Source organism: Methyloglobulus morosus KoM1, from assembly GCF_000496735.2.
GTDB classification, from domain to species: Bacteria; Pseudomonadota; Gammaproteobacteria; order Methylococcales; family Methylomonadaceae; genus Methyloglobulus; species Methyloglobulus morosus.
In genome coordinates this window covers 1-18,527 of the sequence record NZ_AYLO01000069.1, presented here as the reverse complement: position 1 = coordinate 18,527, position 18,527 = coordinate 1, and the positions used below count along the sequence as shown (strand labels likewise).

Sequence of the window (18,527 nt, the reverse complement as noted above, 5' to 3'; positions counted from 1 at the left end):
GCTGGCGATGGCTCATCCGATGGTTATATCACCAAAAAAGTGACGATATCCAATGTTTGGAAGAAAGCAAGGGTTGCCATTGCCTGGCAAAACCGGGGCACTTACACTTATGACCACCGGGGCGACGCCCACCCCATCGGCCAAGACCTGGATTTGAGCGTGTATGGGCCAACCGGCGCATACGTTGGTGGTTCCCTGTCTTGGGACAACCCTTACGAGGTGGTCAATTTCACCCCTAGCGTCAGCGGCACTTATACGATCAAGGTAAAACGCTACGCCAACCGTGACGGTGGTTCAGCTTTTCGTATGGGGTTGTTAATCAACACCTATTAAGTTTAATTTTTTAAGCTAACAAGCCCGTATGTTCATACGGGCTTTTTTATCCCGCCCATTGTTTATCTTAAATTTTTCTGGTATTACTAAAAGAGAAATTCAGTAAGCCATAAACTTCTGGCATTTCAATTCCACTTACAGATACAAAGTACTAATTAACAGGCTCAATTAGAGAATTGTTATGTTATGGGAGAGATTTTGACTAAACTTACCTGTAGTTTCTTGATTTCATAAACGCCAATTCTTGCACTTATCGGGCTTTTCCATCTCAGATTAATTGATTTTATCTTTTAGAAATTCTCAATTTAATCGATTCTATCCTGCGGCTAAAAATGAGGTTTGTGATTACAAAGACCATTATTAGGGAGAAGACCGCCTATATCGATAGCAGCCACTCGAAAATTTTAATTTCGTTTGACTTTGATCTGGCAATTTCGGCCAACTCCGGACTCTCACAGTTTCCAATAGCTGACCTACAAACTGCCCTTAGCGGACGCTTAAATGTCCAGCCAAAACAGTGTCAACACTTTTGATGTGTGTTGGCAATAGTGGAGTTGAAAGCGTTAAGCCACATTCATTCGTTTATTCAATTATTGCTTGGTGAAAGCGACAGGGGACAAGAACCCCAGTCACGCTTGTTTACGTTGTCGGTTATACCCACGGGGCACAAATAAAAAACTTCTATATATTCGGCAATTTCCTGTTTTGCCTGATGACGAGTTGGCTAATTTCTATGGTGTACCCGTTCATTTTTCAACGTACCCCAAAAGCTTTCCATAAGGGAGTTGCCCCAACAATCACCTTTACGACTCATGGATGGCCGCATGCCAAACTGGACAGGTACTTTTTGGTAGGCACAGTACTGGCTGCCACGGTCGGAATGTAAGATCAATCCTGGCTTGGGTTTTTGGTTTCTGACGGCACGAAATAGTGCTTGGATAACGAGGTCTTTGGTCATTCTTTCATTCAGCACGTAACCAACCAACTCGCCGCCAAACAAGTCTTTAATCCCTGCCAAGTACGACCGAAGGAAGTCCCACCAGGAATAACCACCCTTCAGCCGTTGGGATGTAGGTTATGTCACTCACCCAAGCTTGGTTGGGCGCTGGAACAGTAAAATCCCGTGCCAACAGGTTAGGGGCAACGGGCAACGTATGTTTGGAATGGGTCGTCGCATTAAACTTTCGCTTTTGTTGGCACCGTAAACCCAACTTTCGACGGATGCGCTTACTTCGGCCAATACCCACGAAGATGCTGCAGTCGGCTTGGGCCGTAAGTCTCACGCGTTCTTTGATGGGATGCTTTTGTTTCTTGCTCCAGGCGTGCATTTTCACGGTTTCGTGGCGAAGGTGGACGCACTAACCAGGCATATTAGCCACTTTCCGAAACCTTAAGCACCCGACCCAATGCCGCTACCGGATAATCTTTCCGCCATCCCTTAATCCGGCCAACCTTCACGCCGACGTCCTCACGAAGGTTGCCGTGCACTTTTTTAACAGGTCTCGCTCCACCATTTTGACTTCGGCCAGTTCCCGTTTTAGTCTTGCCAGTTCAAGTTCCAGGCCACTCAAGGGTTTATGGCTTTTACCGACTTCCCCTAGTTTTCACTGACGGGCTGCCGCAACCCAATTTTTAAGAGCGCCTTTAGGTAACGAAAGGCGGATTAGCAATTTCAGTTATTGTTAATTTATTTTCCAGGCGAAACCGTACGGCTTCACCTCTAAATTCTGGGCTGCAAACCCCTTTGGGTAATCGTTACATTTGTCCTCCGTTTCTTCTCATTTTATCGAAACTTTGGACTCTATTCTTTCCAGCTTACATCACCATCCATACCGATGCTTTCATGGCATTAAATAGTTTGGGGGCGGTCACCATTATGTCGCCAAAGTGACGCCGTCATAATTGGCGACCGAATGGCTGTCTTTGGTGCATGTCGTCATCAGCAATTTTAAGACCTTTGTGCTTGGCACATACCACGGCATCTCCGGAAAATATGTCCAGGAATATCTCGATGAATACGCTTATCGGTTAAACAGACGATTTTGGGAAGCGGAGATACCGAACCGGTTATTAAGGCTGGCAGTCAATCATCGGCAGGTTATTTTTCAACCTGTAGTTTGCGCATAGCCATTTAATTTTATTATAAAAAGACATGTTGGTTGATCTTCGGGCTTGGCGAGCCGAACAACGAGAAGAGACGCATCATGCCATAAGAAAGCTTAAGCCCTTCGAAATGGGGCTGCAAAATATAACGCCGTATTTGTACCCAAATACAGGAAGTAGTATTGTAAGAAAAGATACGGAAATTATTGAGGTCGGAGTTTCATATAGCTTGTGGGGCAGTGGCTGAGCAAGGTACTGGGAGGCCGCTTGGTGCAAAACCATGTCCATATGCTGATCCAAATCCCGCCGAAATATGCCGTATCAGAAACGGTGGGATAATTGAAAGAGCAAGGCCGTGGGATGATGGGGCATTTTAAATAACCACTGAACTTAACAATGGTAGTCCTTGGAACCGTTAACAACCGACAAGCCCACGCTTTTGGGGGACGTGATATGTCTGTCTTATTTCGTCTATAATTATCCTCAACCAGCAACTTAAGCTTAAGTATTTATAATAAAGGGTCTCCAACAAACGCAGCTAAAGTCCAGCAGATGATTGTCTAACCGTTTAAATCCATTCAACGGTTAGACTACTTTCTGATTACAATTGGGAGTTATTCGTCATCACCTTCATTTTCATTCTTTTCATGAGGAATGGTTATTTCGATTGTCCGGTCGTTACCGCTGGTTGGATGTTGGATGTTAACCCAGGCACGGCGTTTGTTGAAAGGGTCGAAATACAGGCCACTAAATTCTGACCCTGGTGTGCCATTAGAAGCCCAACGGCCTATGCCTTCGCCTGCATCCAGCAAGTCGCCGTCTTTATTCAAGTCTTTAGCAAACCAAATGTCATCGTCCGAGCCTCCGTTACGGTCTTCAACAATATAAATATTGCCGTCATGATCGAGAGCCAAGTTATCAGGGCTTCTCAAGGCGGTACCAACCGCAACCCCAGTTGCCAAATCAATGCTGCTTTGGTTGGCGAAGACGGAAATAGTCTTTGCTTTCAGGTCAAGCCGATAGACTTCGCCGGTTGTGGTTGTCGCCACGTAAAGGTATTCTTTGTCCCTAATAGTTTGGATCTGTAAATCTTCAGGTCGCTGGTAACCTGTGCCTTTGAATGCAGCTAGATTAGTTGTGTTACGGGCATCAACGGAGGTAACTCCACCATTCAATGGGTCAACAAAGGTCAGCGCCCCAGGTAAACCTGCACCATTTTCGTCGGTAATAGCTACCCAGTTATAAGCGCCAGTGGCGTTAGGGGTATTGCCATCACCGACGCGGAGAACGAAAGTTTGGCCTGCGGCAAAATAATCTGCCTTGCCCGCCAAGACCTTGGCCATCCTAGCTTTGGGGACATACTTGTAGATGCTGCCGCCATCCGGTTCTAAGCCACCTAAGCCCAGTTCATCGATGAAGTACATATTGCCCTCTTTATCGAATTGGATACCTTCATGCGAGGTCCGTGGGATGACATTCTGATGAACTAAGTTTGCGCCGTCATTGCTGGCGGGCGTAAGCGGGTTAAGTATTGCGGGCGCAGTCAATGGGTTTTTCATCTCAAACAAGCGTCCGTTTGGGCCAGTATGTCCAGTAGCCACGGTTTCCCAAGATTCTTCTGCTGTGATAAATGTACCCCATGGCGTCCAAAAAGAAGGGTCGAAAGATTCATGGTTTGATTGACTTTGCCAGATAGTGTCGGTCACGCCCATTCTCAGGTCGTGGCGCTGTATGCCCGCAATGTCACCCTCAAATACAGTAAACAAGAACCGGCCTTTATAGCGACCTGTTTCGTTTAGGGTATTCATATCCCATGCAGCAGGATTAAGAAGTTCATTCGTTCCGTTGGGCTTGCCGGCATCCATTTGTGTATGGCGGTCTGCAATAGAAACTTGGTTAAAGTTAAGGTTGCCTAGGGTAATGGGAGCCGATTCATCGGTGGTTGGGCCTGCAGATGCCGATAACGGCGTGAAGTCAGAAAAGCGCGTACCATCAGCAAATACGCTATTGCTTGCCAGAGCCATGCCAATAGCGAGAGCAAGTCTTGTGCGAAGTAGATTATTATTCATTTTAAACCTCAAAAGCTTATAAATAGTTATTTGTAATCAAAAACCAGCCCCTAGTAATTTCCTTATACTAAAGCGGATGTGTTATTTGCCAGCACATGGGCATTTATTATCCACCCAAGGACTGGCAGATCTTTTATACTTGATTGGTATTACAATTCTTTTACAGCAGTCAAAATTGAAACCACATACGCTGAAAATCTTGGAAACGTAGCGATAGCGGAGTGAAGATTTTTAGTCCCCAGCAGCGATAGGGCTGGGCGATTCCACGTAGCGCTTTTTGCGGAGTGGAATTGCAAAGCATCACGGAATCGCGTCGAGTCATTGGGCAACCAGTTTTATGCCCCTGTTGGGCATAAAACGCGTCTAGCAGAGCCTGTCCTGAGCGTAGTCGTAAGGGGGAACGGCTGGGGCAGCCGAAGGCAATGCTGCCGCGTGATTTTTGCCGATTTTTCAAGCAGGATGTCCGGAAAAATCTTTCGCAAAAATAGCGGCACTATCATTCAACTCCATGCGATGACTGGCCGATGTTTTATTAGGATAAATCCAATCCATCGTAGTAGCTGTCACATTACCGTAAGTTTTCTGTCAACGTAATGCAACATTAATCCTCCATGATTGAGCCGCTGGTTCAAAAACGCCAGCCCAATACATAACATTATTTTTTTAGGAGGAGACGATGAAGAATTGCACATTCAAGCTGAAGGATCGCCTAACCTGCCTGGGAGCAATCATTGCTACAATCTGCTTGGCTAATGTCCAAGCTGCCCAACCAGAATTTATACCCACAGGGATGAGAATAACCCCAACCGCCGCCCAAAGCGCGGTGTTACAAAAGTTAAACCCCGATTTACCAAGCCGCCCTGATTATCTGGCCGATCATGCCGTCGATATGGTGGCCAGTCCCGACGGGAAAACACTCCTAATTTTGACCAGCGGTTTTAACCGTATGTCAGATGCGGCGGGTCAAGATGCGCCAGCAGAATCGAATGAATATGTTTTCATTTACGACATCAGCGGCGGTAATCCGGTTAAAAAACAAGTCCTGCAAGTGCCCAATACCTTTAACGGCATCGCCTGGAATCCCAATGGCACTGAATTTTATGTTAGCGGTGGCGTTGATGACAATGTCCATGTCTATCGCTTGACAGGTTCAACGTTTGCTGAGGACGGGGCACCCATCACACTAGGCCATAACAACAAAGGCGAAGGCCTTGGCGTTCGTCCTATGGCTGCCGGTGTATCGGTTAACGCCAGCGGCACGCAACTGCTAGTCGCCAATTTTTATAACGATTCGGTCAGCCTGATCGATTTAGCATCCCGTACTGAAGTCGATGAATTCGACCTGCGTCCGGGCAAAATCGATCCAGCCTTGGTTGGGAAAGCAGGCGGCACGTATCCATTGGCAGTGAAGTTCAAGGGCGACAATAAAGCTTATGTCAGTAGCCAACGTGACCGTGAAATCTTAGCCATTGCTATTAATGGCAACGAAGTCAGCTTGATGAAACGCGTCAAGACTGAAGGCCAGCCTACTAAAATGACAATGAACAAGGCGATGTCAAAATTGTATGTCGCCAGCGATAATGACGATTCAGTCATCGTGCTGGATACGCAGACTGACCACATAGTTGAAACCATCAAAACCATCGCGCCTAAGTTTTTATTCCGGAATAAAGACGATTTGCGCGGCGCCAACCCCAATAATGTCGCTTTGACGCCTGACGAACTTACTTTGCTAGTCACCAATGGCGGTACTAACTCAGTGGCCGTGATCCAGTTGGCAAACAAAATGCCAACTAAAGATGACCTTAAAAAATCCAAGGGCGACGACGACTCTTACCGCAGTAAGGTTGTTGGCTTAATCCCAACCGGCTGGTATCCGAGCGCAGTTATGGCGAAGGGTAAAATGCTGTATGTCATCAATGCGAAAGGGAATGCCGGCCCTAATCCAGAGGGTTGCAGGGATACCTTGTCGATTGCCCCTGGTTCTCAAAACGCCTGTGATGCCGCCAACCAGTATGTTTGGCAACTGGAAAAAGCAGGATTTTTGAGCATGCCGTTGCCTAATCCCGGTCAGCTGGCGCAATTGACCTGGCAAGTCGCCAAGAACAGCAATTTTCCAATCAGAAAGGATAATGAAAACGCCGAAAAAATGGCTAAGTTCTTGCGCAATAAAATCAAGCATGTCGTTTATATCGTCAAAGAAAACCGCACTTATGACCAAGTGTTGGGCGACCTGGCTATCGGGAATGGTGACCCTTCCTTAGCAATCATGGCACCGTTTAGCCCAAACCATAGAAAAATGGCGTTGGATTTCTTCACGATGGACAATTTTTATGACAGCGGCGAAACATCCGGAGTAGGCTGGAATTGGAGCACGGCGGCCAGGACCAACGACTCGATCGAAAAAACCCAGCCGGTCAATTATGCAGGCCGAGGGTTATCTTACGATTGGGAAGGCGGTAACCGTAACATCAATGTTTCGCAAGCAACTATTGAGGAACGTAAGGCAACAAACCCAGCCAATACTGACCCCGATATGTTGGCGGGAACAGCCGATATAGCCGCGCCGGATTCCTCTGGCGGCGAAGAAAACGGCGGGTACTTATGGAATACCGCGTTACGAAAAGGCTTAACAATCCGTAACTATGGCTTCTATGTCGGTAACCTGCCGGGCTTTAGGGCATTACCTGAAGATAAAGCAGCCAACCCTTTCGCGGCGGGCTTAAAGCAGTCTGTGCCTCTTAAACAGGCTTTAGCGCCTTATACCGACGAATATTTCCGCGGTTACGATCAGGATAATTCTGACTTCTATCTGTACAAAGAATGGGAACGTGAATTCGATCAATATTCAGATAAAGGTAAATTGCCAAACCTGACATTCATCCGTTTCCCGCACGACCATTTCGGCAACTTTTCCACGGCGAAATTCGGCGTTAATACGGTTGAAACCCAGATGGCCGATAACGACTACGCCACAGGCTTAGTAGTCGAAAAAATCGCCAACAGCCCATTCAAGGACGACACGTTGGTCTTTATCGTAGAAGACGATGCCCAAAATGGCGGCGACCATGTCGACCCACACCGCAGCATTGCCTATATCGTGGGGCCTTATATCAAACATGGCGCGCTTATCTCAAAGCCTTATACCACCGTCAGCTTTTTGCATACGATGTCCGAAATCTTGGGTTTGGAGCCGATGGGTCTGAATGACGGCTTGTCCGAATTCATGGATGTCTTCGACCTCAAGCAAAAAAATTGGACATATAAAGCAGAAGTGCCGGAAGTCCTTTACTCCACCCGCTTGCCATTGCCTGAACCTATTGTTTCCGCAGATAACCTTAAGAATGCGAAATGCAATTCACCTTACCTGCAAACAGCAAGTTACTGGTCAGACAAGATGGCAGGTCAAAACTTCGACATCGAAGACAAACTTGATGTAGCCCAATTTAACCGGGCCTTATGGGCTGGTTTAAAGGGAGAAAATGTGCCGTATCCAAGACATCGTAGCGGTGAAGATTTACGGAACAACCGTCCAGCTTTATTGGCGAAATATCAATCGGCTTTGCAAGGCCAATGCGGCAGTTTGGTCGCTAGTCGGTAAATTGCCTTAAATCTTAAGGATGAAAGCGCCGACTATTGGGGTCGGCGCTTTTGGGTTAGTAGAAAAAAATAAAGCCACCCGATATGAGAAAGATAAGAATAAAAACAGTTATTTGCTTCAGTGTGAACGCCGTCTTGTCATTGCCTTTAGCCCTTCTTGCAGATGAAAAAATCCCTGAAGTCGTCGTAACTTCGACCCGGATTGAGCGGGAAGTGTTTAACACCCCTCAAGCCGTTACCATTATTAACGACAAGCAAATTGACGAAGCCAATGTCACGGCAACGCCGGATTTATTCCGTAATGCCGAAGGCGTTTATATCCAAAAAACGAATCTTGGCGGCGGTTCGCCCTTCATACGCGGATTAACGGGTAAACAAGTTTTAGTTTTGGTGGACGGAATGCGCTTGAATAATTCATTTTACCGTTTCGGTCCACATCAATATTTGAATACGATCGACCAGAACAGCATCGAACGGGTCGAAGTCGTCCGTGGCCCAAGTTCGGTCATGTACGGCAGCGATGCGTTGGGTGGTGTCGTCAATATCATCACCAAAAAACGGACGGATTTTCTTGATCCGTTTGGTATTGAAGGTCTCGCCAACGCCACTTACGACAGCGCTACCGCCGGTACTTCTTATGCGGATATTGGAGGCGGTTATGCCACCCATCTGCAAGGCGAAGGCAATTGGGAAAATTTCGGGTGGCTGGTCGGCGGTTCCGCCAAAAGTTATGACGATTTGCTTGGCGGCGGTGATACCGGGCAACAAGTGCCGAGCGGCTATCGCCAGTACGACGGCAATATGAAGCTCAATTACCAATTTCAACCGGGGACGGAATTGCAACTGGGCTTCCAATATTTAAACCAATTGGATGTCCCAAAGACCAATGAAGTGACCTTGGGCGGTAAGCTCCAATTCAACTACCAACCGCAAGAGCGGGCGTTTACTTATATTGAATACCACGACAGCAACCTCAGTTGGTTTGACGACCTCAAATTTAATATTTCCTACAACAGCCAAGTCGAGGGCGAGGAAATCATCGACAATTTACCGACTGAAACCCGGGAACTCACGGAAGTCGGCACCCTAGGGACAACGTTGCAACTGACCAATTCGTTGTTCGACAATACCCACCGGGTTACCTACGGGGCAGAGTTTTACCATGACGATTACGACACCCGAAAGCACAGTATTAACTTAAATACAGGTTTGATCTCTGTAAGTAAACCCGGCGTACCAGATGGAGCGACTTATGATAATTTCGGTTTGTTTGTGCAGGATGAATTTGATGTCACCGATCGCTTAAACTTTATCTTAGGCGGTCGTTACAGCCAATTCTCCGCCGAGGGCGCTTTAGACCATCCGACCGAAGGCAAACGGAGCTTAGCTCTGGATGTCGACCAATTTACCGGCAGCTTGCAAGGTTTATACAAAATCACCCCTAATCTTAATTTTATCGCAGGTGTTTCAGAGGGATTCCGTGCACCGAACATGGAGGATTTTTTCGGGCGGGTGGATTTTACCTCCGAGATTCCTAACACCGGACTAAAACCCGAAGAGTCCGTCAATTATGAAGTCGGCTTTAAATATTTGGACGAGAAGATGTCTGCTGACATTCACTATTTCTATGCTGATTATGAAAACCTGATCGACCGGGTAGACACGTTAGATGCTTTGGGAGAACCCGTAAAGCAGCGGCGCAATGTCAACGAGGCCACAATTCAGGGCATTGAGGGCGGGTTTCATTATGATTTTAATCCGCACTGGCGGCTTAGCGGCACAATCGCCTGGACACAAGGCCGTGACAACAAAGAAGTACCTATAAGGAGAATACCGCCACTGAATGGCGCATGGCAATTGCGCTACACCCACAATCCGCAATTCTGGGTCGAATTGGATTCATTCATCGCCAACAAGCAAGACGAACTGTCCGATGGCGATAAAAGCGACCTACGGATTCCAGAAGGCGGTACCCCAGGCTATGTCGTGTTTAGCCTGAAGTCGGGTTTCAAACGAACGAAGAACGAAACCTTGTCGATTACTTTTGAAAATATGTTTGACGAACAATACAAAACCCACGGCTCTGGCTTGTTTGCGCCAGGACGGAGCGTAGTGGCGAGTTATTCCATCAAGTTTTAGTTAGTTAACAGCCGTGATTCCGGTTCAGGTCGAAAAAAACCGGAATCCATTCAGGCAGCTTTCTTAAAATTAGGAACGTGCTATGAATTTTGAGATGAATTCTTCTTTATTGACCCCAACAGCATTGACCGCGTCGATAGCTTTGCACGGAATTGCCATCATTTTTTTAGCTGATGCTTTCTTTGCTGATCAAAACCAAAAAATAAGCCCGATTCAACCGGAGACAGCTAAGATAAAAACCATAGAGGTATCATTAAAATCAGAACATTCAGATCAAGCAGACATTACTCAGGGCGATTTTGCTATCGCAAGCAAGCCTGTCGTGCAAGCCCTGCCAAACTTTAAAAAACTTGAACCCGATTACCCCCTAAAACCCATACAACCACAAAAACAAGCAACGCCACATAAAAAATTTTTCGAACAAAAAAACAATAAGATAGCTAAGAACAAAGTTTTAAATGAAATAAAAACAAAACCAGTAGAGAAGCCGGATGTATTGCACAGTAAAAAAAGCTATCAAGATAACGAGTTATATAAAAAATCGATCATTCCCGATCACTCAGCTCCATTAGTCACACAGACATCCTCACCCACAACAGATTGGCGTCAACCTAACTCAAAAAGTGATAACCAGTTTGCCGCCAACAGCCATTCTGGCATTTCTAAGCCACAGCTTATCCCTGCACAATTAACAAATTATTCCAGAGGAATTTCAACGTCATTGCCCCCTTTGATGAAGTCAAGGCAGCCCGATTATCCAGAGGAAGCACGATGGGAAGAACGCACTGGCAAAACCATCCTGAAATTCAAGATTTCGGATCAAGGGCACGTTATCGAACCCCAGGTCTCAAAAAGCTCAGGACATCGCGACTTGGATTTAGCCGCAATTAAAGCGCTCCAGTTTTGGCGCTTCAAAGCGACAGAAAGCCAAGCGCTCAACCAATGGTATCAATATTCGTTCAGGTTTGAATTGAATTAGGTAGCGAAGTAGCGGTTACTCAAAAAAGCGCTCATTAGTTGTCATATTACCATCACAATCTCGTCATCAAAGATTCATGGTATTTAGATACTTTAAGTCAGTCTCATACTAAAACTGGTGCTTGGATATTATCGCTCGGTTATAGGCCAGGACGGAGATATACCAAGAATAAATAACTATTTCCCCACTCGATCTAAAGGAGACCCGATCAATGAAATCCCAGAATAAAACCATAAACTTGAATCGTCACGTTCTGGCTTTGGCTATAGCTGCAACCTGCTGTGTTGGTATAGTCAATGCGGACGATGACCATAACGAAAGAACAAACGATTTCACCAAATTCCGCGCACCCGCCAATAATTTGCCCGCAACCCAGCAAACCACTATAGACGGTTTAAGTGCGGCGGTCATTCCCAATGGTCGGTTGTTAACGCCAGCTGGCGTAGAGGTGAATGTCGATGCGCCCAAGCCCTTCGGTTTGGCCTTGTCGCCTGACGGCAAGAAACTGGCTACTGTTAACAGCGGGGCTTCGCGTTTCAGTGTAACCTTAATCAATGACATCGCCTCTGCTACGCCTTCAATCAAACGGGTCAATCTAGACGCCACTTTTCTTGGTGTCGTTTTCTCGCCCGACAGCAAGCGTTTCTATGTCGGCGGCGGCCAAAACGGTAATATTTGGGTTGGCGATGCCGTTGCGGGACAGATTATAGGCTCAGTAAACCTGAACGGCGAAGGTAAGTCGCTGGTAGCAAATCCAGGCGACCCGCTTAAAGTCGGCAATGAAACCCCGCCACCTAATCGTTTCGATGGCGCTTATCCCGGACAGTTAACAGTTTCTGCTGACGGCAATTACTTATATGTTGTCGATCAAGCCAGCTTTAAAGTGCATGTGATTGACACCGCTAAAATCGAGACTGGCGTAAATGACAGTGGCGACCTATTACATCCCGATAACTTTGATGCCGTCTTATCGAGCATAAAGGTGGGGCGTTATCCATTCGGCATTAAACTGTCACCTGATGGTGATACCTTGTTTGTCAGCCATGTCGGCATCTTTGAATACTCCCAATTACGTCCCGCCAACCCGGTAGGCAACGATAGCGCTGATTATCCGCTGTGTTACCCAGGCGCTGGTTATCCGGACGAAACCAAAAATGACCGCACGATAAAGATCAAAAAAATTGATCCACGCAATCTTCCGACCAGCCTACGCGATTCTGAAGGCATCCGCTGCGGTTATGTCCAAGCAGACCAGACTTACACAGTGCCAGGACTCGGTAGCCCGAACGATCAAAAATCTTCTTCACTTTATGTGCTGGATGTAAGCTCGCCAGCTACGCCCAAGGTAACGAATATCGTGAAACCTGGGCCATTGGTCGGCGAAAAAGAAGATGGTATTTCGACCTACAGCGGTAGCCATCCTAATTCGATTGCCATAGGGCCTGATGCAGTTTATGTTGCCAACGGTAATAATGACAGTATTTCTGTGCTGCATCCATTGACTTATAAGGAGCTTGGGCGCATTAAACTATCATTACTAAACGGCGAATACCGTAAGATCAAGGGAGTGCAGCCAGTTGCTTTAGCGATAAGCCCCGATCAAAAAACGCTTTATGTGGCTGAAGCTGGTGTTAATGCGGTTGGTGTAGTCCGTCTTGAAGGCAAATCCGGAAAATTGGTTGGTCATATTCCTACGGGCTGGTGGCCCAGCAGCGTCGCGGTAAGTGCCGATGGGAAAACGCTTTATGTCGCGAATGCAAGCGGTCGTGGTGCAACACCTAACCTGGTTGACCCGCCCGGAAACCCTGATGGATCGCCAAAACATACTACCTTTGGAACAGTCAATATTATCCCAATTCCTGATGCAGGAAAGTTGGCCTCTTTTACGCAACGGGTCTACGCCAATAACGGCTTTGTCGAACAGCGCATCGTTGCGGACAAGGGCAACCCTATCCCAAGCAAAGCAGGTGAAGCCAGCAGGCAAATCAAGCATGTCATTTTCTTGAATAAGGAGAACGCCACGCACGATTTGATTTTCGGCGACATTACCGCAACACGCAAGGGCGTACCAGTCAACAGCGAACCCAGTTTCGCACTGGGTTATGATGCCAGCCCCAACCATCATGAACTCGCTTTGAGTTTTGGCTTTAGCGACAACTTCTTTCTAGAACCCGCCGTATCGTCAGACGGACATCGTTGGTTGACCAACACTTACACCGCCGAGTTTGAGGAAACCCACTGGCCGGCGGACTACGGCGGCAGAAGAAGTGAGGCAGGCGATGATCCAGAAGTGAATGCACAATACCCAGGCCGTAAAGGGTTTACCGATGCTAATGCCTCGCCCGAACCCAACGATTACAACCAACATGGCGGCATTTATATGCACCTAAAACGCCACAACAAGTCGTTCATCAACTTTGGCAATGGCTTCGAGTTTGCGTTGATTTCAGAGCCTTTTGGAACGGAACCTACCGGAGCCCGCGAAAAAGCCAATGTACCAATGGAAAAAGTGGTGCGCGACAATTCGGATCACTTGTTCCCGACTTACAACACCCGTATCCCTGATGCACCTCTGCCTGAAGACCCAACCCGTTTCAGCCGTTATGGACGTTTTAAACAAGTCTTCGAAGACCGCTTTGTGGATAAGAAAACCGGCGAGTGCAAGCTCCCCTCATTCGTGGATTTATATTACCCGAACGACCACGGCGGTGGCGCCAACCACATCAATCCTAATGGTCCGGCCTGGGACTTTAAACGTTATGTCCAAGACAACGACGCCGCCTTAGGGATGACGGTTGATTTGGTTTCACACAGCCCGTGCTGGAAAGATACCGTGATTTTCGTGATGGAAGACGACACCCAAAACGGTTTCGACCATGTGGAAGGCCATCGTTCAATTTTCATGGTGATCAGCCCTTGGGCAAATCGGCAATATGTCAGCAAGACCCATACCAGTCTTTCCAGTATTTTCAAGACAATTGACCTCGTCTTTGGCCTGCCTCCGCTGAACCAATATGACGCGGCGGCGACCGACCTGCGTGATTTCTTCACCGGCAAGCCGGACTTCACGCCTTACAACTATCAACCCGTCCTGTTTGCTAAAGCGGCAAAACCACTCTGGGTGGCATTAAGCAACGACATTGATTTCAGCAGGCCTGATCTTGATGAAGTCAAACTGCGTAACGCTATTATGAAGTCGGAAGGCTTACCACGAAAGAAAGCAAATTAATCGTCATTGTTTAAACCTGATCGGAGGGCGGATTATCCGCCCTCTTTTCACTCAGTGATGCCAGTTTCCGCATCAATATTAAAAACCTAATTAATAATTCTGGGGAGATATGCTAATGACCATTCCCCTATGCCATGATCAAAAAGTCATTTGTGATATTCGGCTTGTCGGCATGCTTACTCGGCGAGACTCCATATGCGTTAGCAGATAATGACTTAAAAACTTCTTTATTAAAAGGACAACCTATTTCAACTGGTGCCCGCATTACACCAACCGCTGCACTGGGTTCTATCTTTGAAGTATTAGATCCGTAAATTCCAACAGCACCTGAGTTCCGAGCCGGACAAGGGGTGACGACCAGCGTCAGCCCAGATGGTAAAACCCTGTTAGTACTGACCAGCGGTTATAACTGGTGGCACGATAAGGATTTTAATACACTTAGCTTCGATGAGTTTGTCTTTATCTATGACATTTCCAAAGGCAAGCCCGTAAAAACGCAAGCCATCAAAGTACCTAATACTTTTATGGGAATGGCTTGGAATCCAAACGGAAAGGAATTTTATGTCTCCGGCGGCCTTAACGATAATGTCCATAGTTATCAACACAACGGCACTCAATGGGCTGAATTCGGTGAACCGATTGCATTGCGCCATTCGGCAGGGCTGGGTATCGGCAATTCGCCGATGGCCGCTGGCTTAGGCGTGAACCAGGACGGCACCCGCTTATTGGTAACAAACCTGTCAAACGATTCTGTAAGCTTAGTTGATCTTAGCAATCGTAAGGAAATCGCCGAACTGGACTTACGTCCCGGAAAAAATAATCCGACAAAAACAGGTGTTCCGGGTGGCGAATTCCCTAATTGGGTTGTCATTAAAGGCAACGGTAAAGCCTATGTTTCAAGCCTCCGCGACCGCGAACTGGTCGTACTTGATTTAACGGGAGACCAATTGAAAATAACCCAGCGCATTCCGGTCACTGGAAATCCGGGGCGGATGATTTTGGATCGAAGCCAGAAGCGTTTGTTTGTCGCGCTTGACAATAGCGATAAGGTCGCGGTGTTCAACACCCAAAACGACAAAATCTTGATGAGCCTTGATGTCAACAAACCTTTCGGGTTTGAGAATGGCCCGCGTTATACCGGCAGCCATCCCAACAGCCTTGCTTTATCGCCGGATGAAAGCCGTCTCTACGTCACGATGGGTGGTACCAATTCATTATCCGTGTTTAGTTTAGATGGTAATCAAGATAAAGAAAACAATAGCAAAGACAAGAATCCCCGATTGCTGGGGCTAATACCAACCGGCTGGTACCCAAGTTCCGTCAGTTTGGATGCAAAAGGTGGACACTTGTATGTGATCAATGCGCTTTCCACTGCGGGGCCAAATCCGCAAAAATGCAGTTCAATTACACCAGAAGCCAATTGTACGGATAGCGGCTATAACACCAACCAATACGTCCTGCAAATGCGTCATGGCGGCTTATTGAGCCTGCCTGTACCGGGGCAAAAAGTCCTGAAAAGCTTGACCGAACAAGTTTTGGCAAATAATTGGGCATATGATAAGGGACACGAAAACAATCATGACAGATGGTTTTTTGCGTTCGCGCATTAAACACGTTATTTACATCGTCAAGGAAAACCGCACTTATGACCAGATTCTAGGTGATATGGAAAAAGGTAATGGCTATCCCGAATTCAATATGTTCCCCGAGCCCATTTCTCCCAACCATCATGCTTTAGCCAGAAATTTCGTGACCCTTGACAATACCTTGGTTAGCGGCGCTGTCAGCGGCGATGGTTGGGTGTGGAGTACCGCCGGACGCACCAGCGATATTTCCGAAAAAACAATTACCGTGAACTATGCCGGACGTGGTTATACTTACGACTATGAAAGCATGAGCCGGAATATCAACGTTAGTCAAGAAACCTTAGCGGAACGTCAGGTGGCAAATAAGCTAGTCGCAAATGACGAAGACTTGTTACCGGGCACTGCGGATTCTGCAGGGCTTGATGGGCCGGAAGGCGAAGAAGGTAAGGGTTATTTATGGGATGTCGCCCAAAAAGCCGGATTAACCGTCCGTAACTATGCGTTCTACGGCGACTGGACTCTCAATTATCTTGGTGAAGGCGAAGGTTTGCCGCCTTTGCTACGCGAACCTGCTAAAGAGGGGTGCAAGTGTTCCACCCTGCCGTAACTGGGCTTAAGGATGTCTCGGACATTTATTACCGCGAATACGACATGAAGCTTCCGGATTACTGGCGTTTCAAAGAATGGGAGCGGGAATTTGACCAATATGCCAAGAAAGGTGAATTAACTAATTTGATGTTAGTGGAATTGCCCCACGACCATTTCGGTGAATTCGGCGGGGCATTGGATGGCGTAAACACACCGGAAACACAAATGGCAGATAACGATTATGCCTTGGGATTAATAACCGAAAAAGTGGCGAATAGCCAGTTTAAGGATGACACCTTGATCTTTGTTATTGAAGACGACACCCAAGACGGTCTTGACCACGTTGATGCGCAACGTTCTATCGCATACGTTGTTGGCCCTTATGTTTAAAAAGGCGCGGTCATCTCCAAACGCTATACGACAGTCAATATGTTACGCACCATTGTTGATGTTCTTGGTATTGAACCAATGGGGTTACAAGTCGAGTTAGCTGAACCGATGGCGGATGTATTTTCCAAAGCGGATAAAAAATGGAGCTATAAGGCTATTTTGCCAGAAATCTTGTTTAGTACGGATCTCCCACTGCCAGTAAAACCAGCTACTGCCAGCTTGACCACATCAAACGCTAAGGCTTACAGCTCTCCTACGCATGATGCAGCCTATTGGGAAGAAAAAACCCAAGACCAGAATTTCAAAAAAGTGGATAATCTGAATGCGGAAAAATTTAACCGGGTATTATGGGAAGGTTTAAAGGGCAATATTCCGTACCCAAAATGAAGTGAGTTGACAGTGGTGTTTAGCTGCTAAGTATTTTTATTAGTTTTATGAGAAATTTCTTTGTAAAATTAAATGTAACTCGATCAAAGGCTTCTGTTCCGCTTGTTATCATAGTCAAATAAGAACATTGACGAGTAAAATTTTACGAGAATTTCTTTCTCGAATTAAATGTCCGTTATTGAGAAACTAAAACCTTGCACAAAAATGACCGCTATGGGTCGGTCTTCACGGCGCTGGTTGATTTGAGCCACAGTCTCCTTTGGAGAAGTAGAAACTAATGGTATAGAATGGCTTTAATTACTTGAATAATATGAAAATAACTGTAGCTTCTGTCAAACGCCAATGTAAACCGATTATAGTGCTTTAGCGATAAACCAGCGTAATTATTACGGTATTTTCAAGCCACAAACAAAAGGTTGTTCCCGCAACTTGGAAATCCGGCTTATTTCACTCATGGTTGAATCCAACTTTATATTGCATTTAAGCGTTTTAGCCTTTGGCTTGCCATTTATGCAATCCTTGGCTTTATCGGCCACTTCTTCACAATCTGCGGTATTGCCCGGCTGATAGGTAGCGATAGCTTTCCGTGTAAGCGTGTTAACGGATTCCGTCCAAGTCGACAAGGTCAATCCATCCATGGTGCCATGATCCCAGCCTATAAGCTTCCATTCGTTGCGCTTTTTGGCAATTTTCCAGGTTTCGTCCCAAGTGTATCTTGAACCGCCCCAGTTACTTACCGAAATCGTCTGGCCATTCCATTCAATACCTTGGAAAGGATCACCTTTTACGCCCCCGCAGGTTTTGCATAATGGGGTCTTTTGACCTAAAGAACGGTTTGTACCCAGCTTCCTCTGTAAGCCTTGCTGCAAGCGGCTTTCAGGGAAAAAATCGTTTTTGAAACTGAACATGCGGTAATCAATATATTGTTGATTATTAACAATTTTACATGATTTGTGTAATTCATGTTATTTGTATGCGTTTTTACGAACGATAAGAACAATACGTTTTGTACGTGTATAATACCAATCCCAATAAGTATTAATATTATGAACATAGGGTTATAATCATAATTTAATCTGATTACCAATAAGCTTCAGCCAATTTTAGCAGCCGCCCTGGCATTG

At 46.5% G+C, this 18,527-nt stretch carries 13 protein-coding genes and 2 pseudogenes; 12 read left to right on the top strand and 3 right to left on the bottom strand.

What is annotated here, in order from left to right; all coding sequences use genetic code 11:
• The coding region (locus MGMO_RS19965) for a hypothetical protein (RefSeq protein WP_036307382.1) at positions 1 to 333 on the top strand (333 nt) is incomplete at its 5' end.
• Between the two features lie 632 nt (positions 334 to 965).
• On the opposite strand, the pseudogene MGMO_RS19010 reads toward MGMO_RS19965, so the two are convergent.
• Positions 966 to 2,088 (bottom strand): annotated as a pseudogene (locus MGMO_RS19010) (IS3 family transposase); the annotation flags it as partial.
• Positions 2,089 to 2,244: 156 nt separating this feature from the next.
• Between MGMO_RS19010 and MGMO_RS09700 the strand changes: the two are divergent.
• Both MGMO_RS09700 and MGMO_RS21115 read left to right on the top strand, forming a co-directional pair.
• A pseudogene (locus tag MGMO_RS09700) lies at positions 2,245 to 2,460 on the top strand (transposase); the annotation flags it as partial.
• 207 nt (positions 2,461 to 2,667) lie between these two features.
• Positions 2,668 to 2,775: a transposase gene (locus tag MGMO_RS21115; RefSeq protein ID WP_082458339.1), complete on the top strand. Its 108-nt coding sequence runs from the start codon at positions 2,668 to 2,670 to the stop codon at positions 2,773 to 2,775.
• A 275-nt stretch (positions 2,776 to 3,050) separates the two neighbouring features.
• Here the strand turns inward: MGMO_RS21115 and MGMO_RS09695 are convergent, their stop codons facing one another.
• Entirely contained in the window at positions 3,051 to 4,505 is a 1,455-nt protein-coding gene (locus MGMO_RS09695; RefSeq protein WP_023494878.1) for an alkaline phosphatase PhoX, read from the bottom strand.
• Positions 4,506 to 5,181: 676 nt separating this feature from the next.
• Here MGMO_RS09695 and MGMO_RS09690 point away from each other — a divergent pair.
• From MGMO_RS09690 to MGMO_RS09650, 9 genes are all read left to right on the top strand, one after another.
• A complete protein-coding gene (locus tag MGMO_RS09690; RefSeq protein WP_023494877.1) occupies positions 5,182 to 8,106 on the top strand; it encodes a bifunctional YncE family protein/alkaline phosphatase family protein in 2,925 nt (974 codons plus the stop codon).
• 83 nt (positions 8,107 to 8,189) lie between these two features.
• Positions 8,190 to 10,244: a TonB-dependent receptor plug domain-containing protein gene (locus MGMO_RS09685; protein ID WP_023494876.1), complete on the top strand. Its 2,055-nt coding sequence runs from the start codon at positions 8,190 to 8,192 to the stop codon at positions 10,242 to 10,244.
• Between the two features lie 82 nt (positions 10,245 to 10,326).
• On the top strand, positions 10,327 to 11,223 hold the full coding sequence (locus MGMO_RS09680; RefSeq protein WP_023494875.1) for an energy transducer TonB: 897 nt from the start codon (positions 10,327 to 10,329) through the stop codon (positions 11,221 to 11,223).
• 211 nt (positions 11,224 to 11,434) lie between these two features.
• Positions 11,435 to 14,452 carry a bifunctional YncE family protein/alkaline phosphatase family protein gene (locus MGMO_RS09675; RefSeq protein ID WP_023494874.1) on the top strand — a complete coding sequence of 1,006 codons (3,018 nt, stop codon included), beginning with the start codon at positions 11,435 to 11,437 and terminating at the stop codon, positions 14,450 to 14,452.
• Between the two features lie 134 nt (positions 14,453 to 14,586).
• Entirely contained in the window at positions 14,587 to 14,766 is a 180-nt protein-coding gene (locus MGMO_RS19960) for a hypothetical protein (RefSeq protein WP_023494873.1), read from the top strand.
• Between the two features lie 36 nt (positions 14,767 to 14,802).
• Positions 14,803 to 16,062 carry a YncE family protein gene (locus tag MGMO_RS09665; protein WP_023494872.1) on the top strand — a complete coding sequence of 420 codons (1,260 nt, stop codon included), beginning with the start codon at positions 14,803 to 14,805 and terminating at the stop codon, positions 16,060 to 16,062.
• Positions 16,031 to 16,645 carry a hypothetical protein gene (locus tag MGMO_RS09660; RefSeq protein ID WP_023494871.1) on the top strand — a complete coding sequence of 205 codons (615 nt, stop codon included), beginning with the start codon at positions 16,031 to 16,033 and terminating at the stop codon, positions 16,643 to 16,645. The genes MGMO_RS09665 and MGMO_RS09660 overlap by 32 nt, the downstream gene beginning before the upstream one ends.
• Entirely contained in the window at positions 16,627 to 17,016 is a 390-nt protein-coding gene (locus MGMO_RS09655) for a hypothetical protein (RefSeq protein ID WP_023494870.1), read from the top strand. Before MGMO_RS09660 ends, MGMO_RS09655 begins: the two co-directional genes overlap by 19 nt.
• A gap of 39 nt (positions 17,017 to 17,055) precedes the next feature.
• A complete protein-coding gene (locus MGMO_RS09650) occupies positions 17,056 to 17,403 on the top strand; it encodes a hypothetical protein (RefSeq protein ID WP_023494869.1) in 348 nt (115 codons plus the stop codon).
• 386 nt (positions 17,404 to 17,789) lie between these two features.
• Here MGMO_RS09650 and MGMO_RS09645 read toward each other — a convergent pair whose 3' ends face one another.
• On the bottom strand, positions 17,790 to 18,311 hold the full coding sequence (locus MGMO_RS09645; protein ID WP_023494868.1) for a hypothetical protein: 522 nt from the start codon (positions 18,309 to 18,311) through the stop codon (positions 17,790 to 17,792).
• Positions 18,312 to 18,527: the final 216 nt, after the last annotated feature.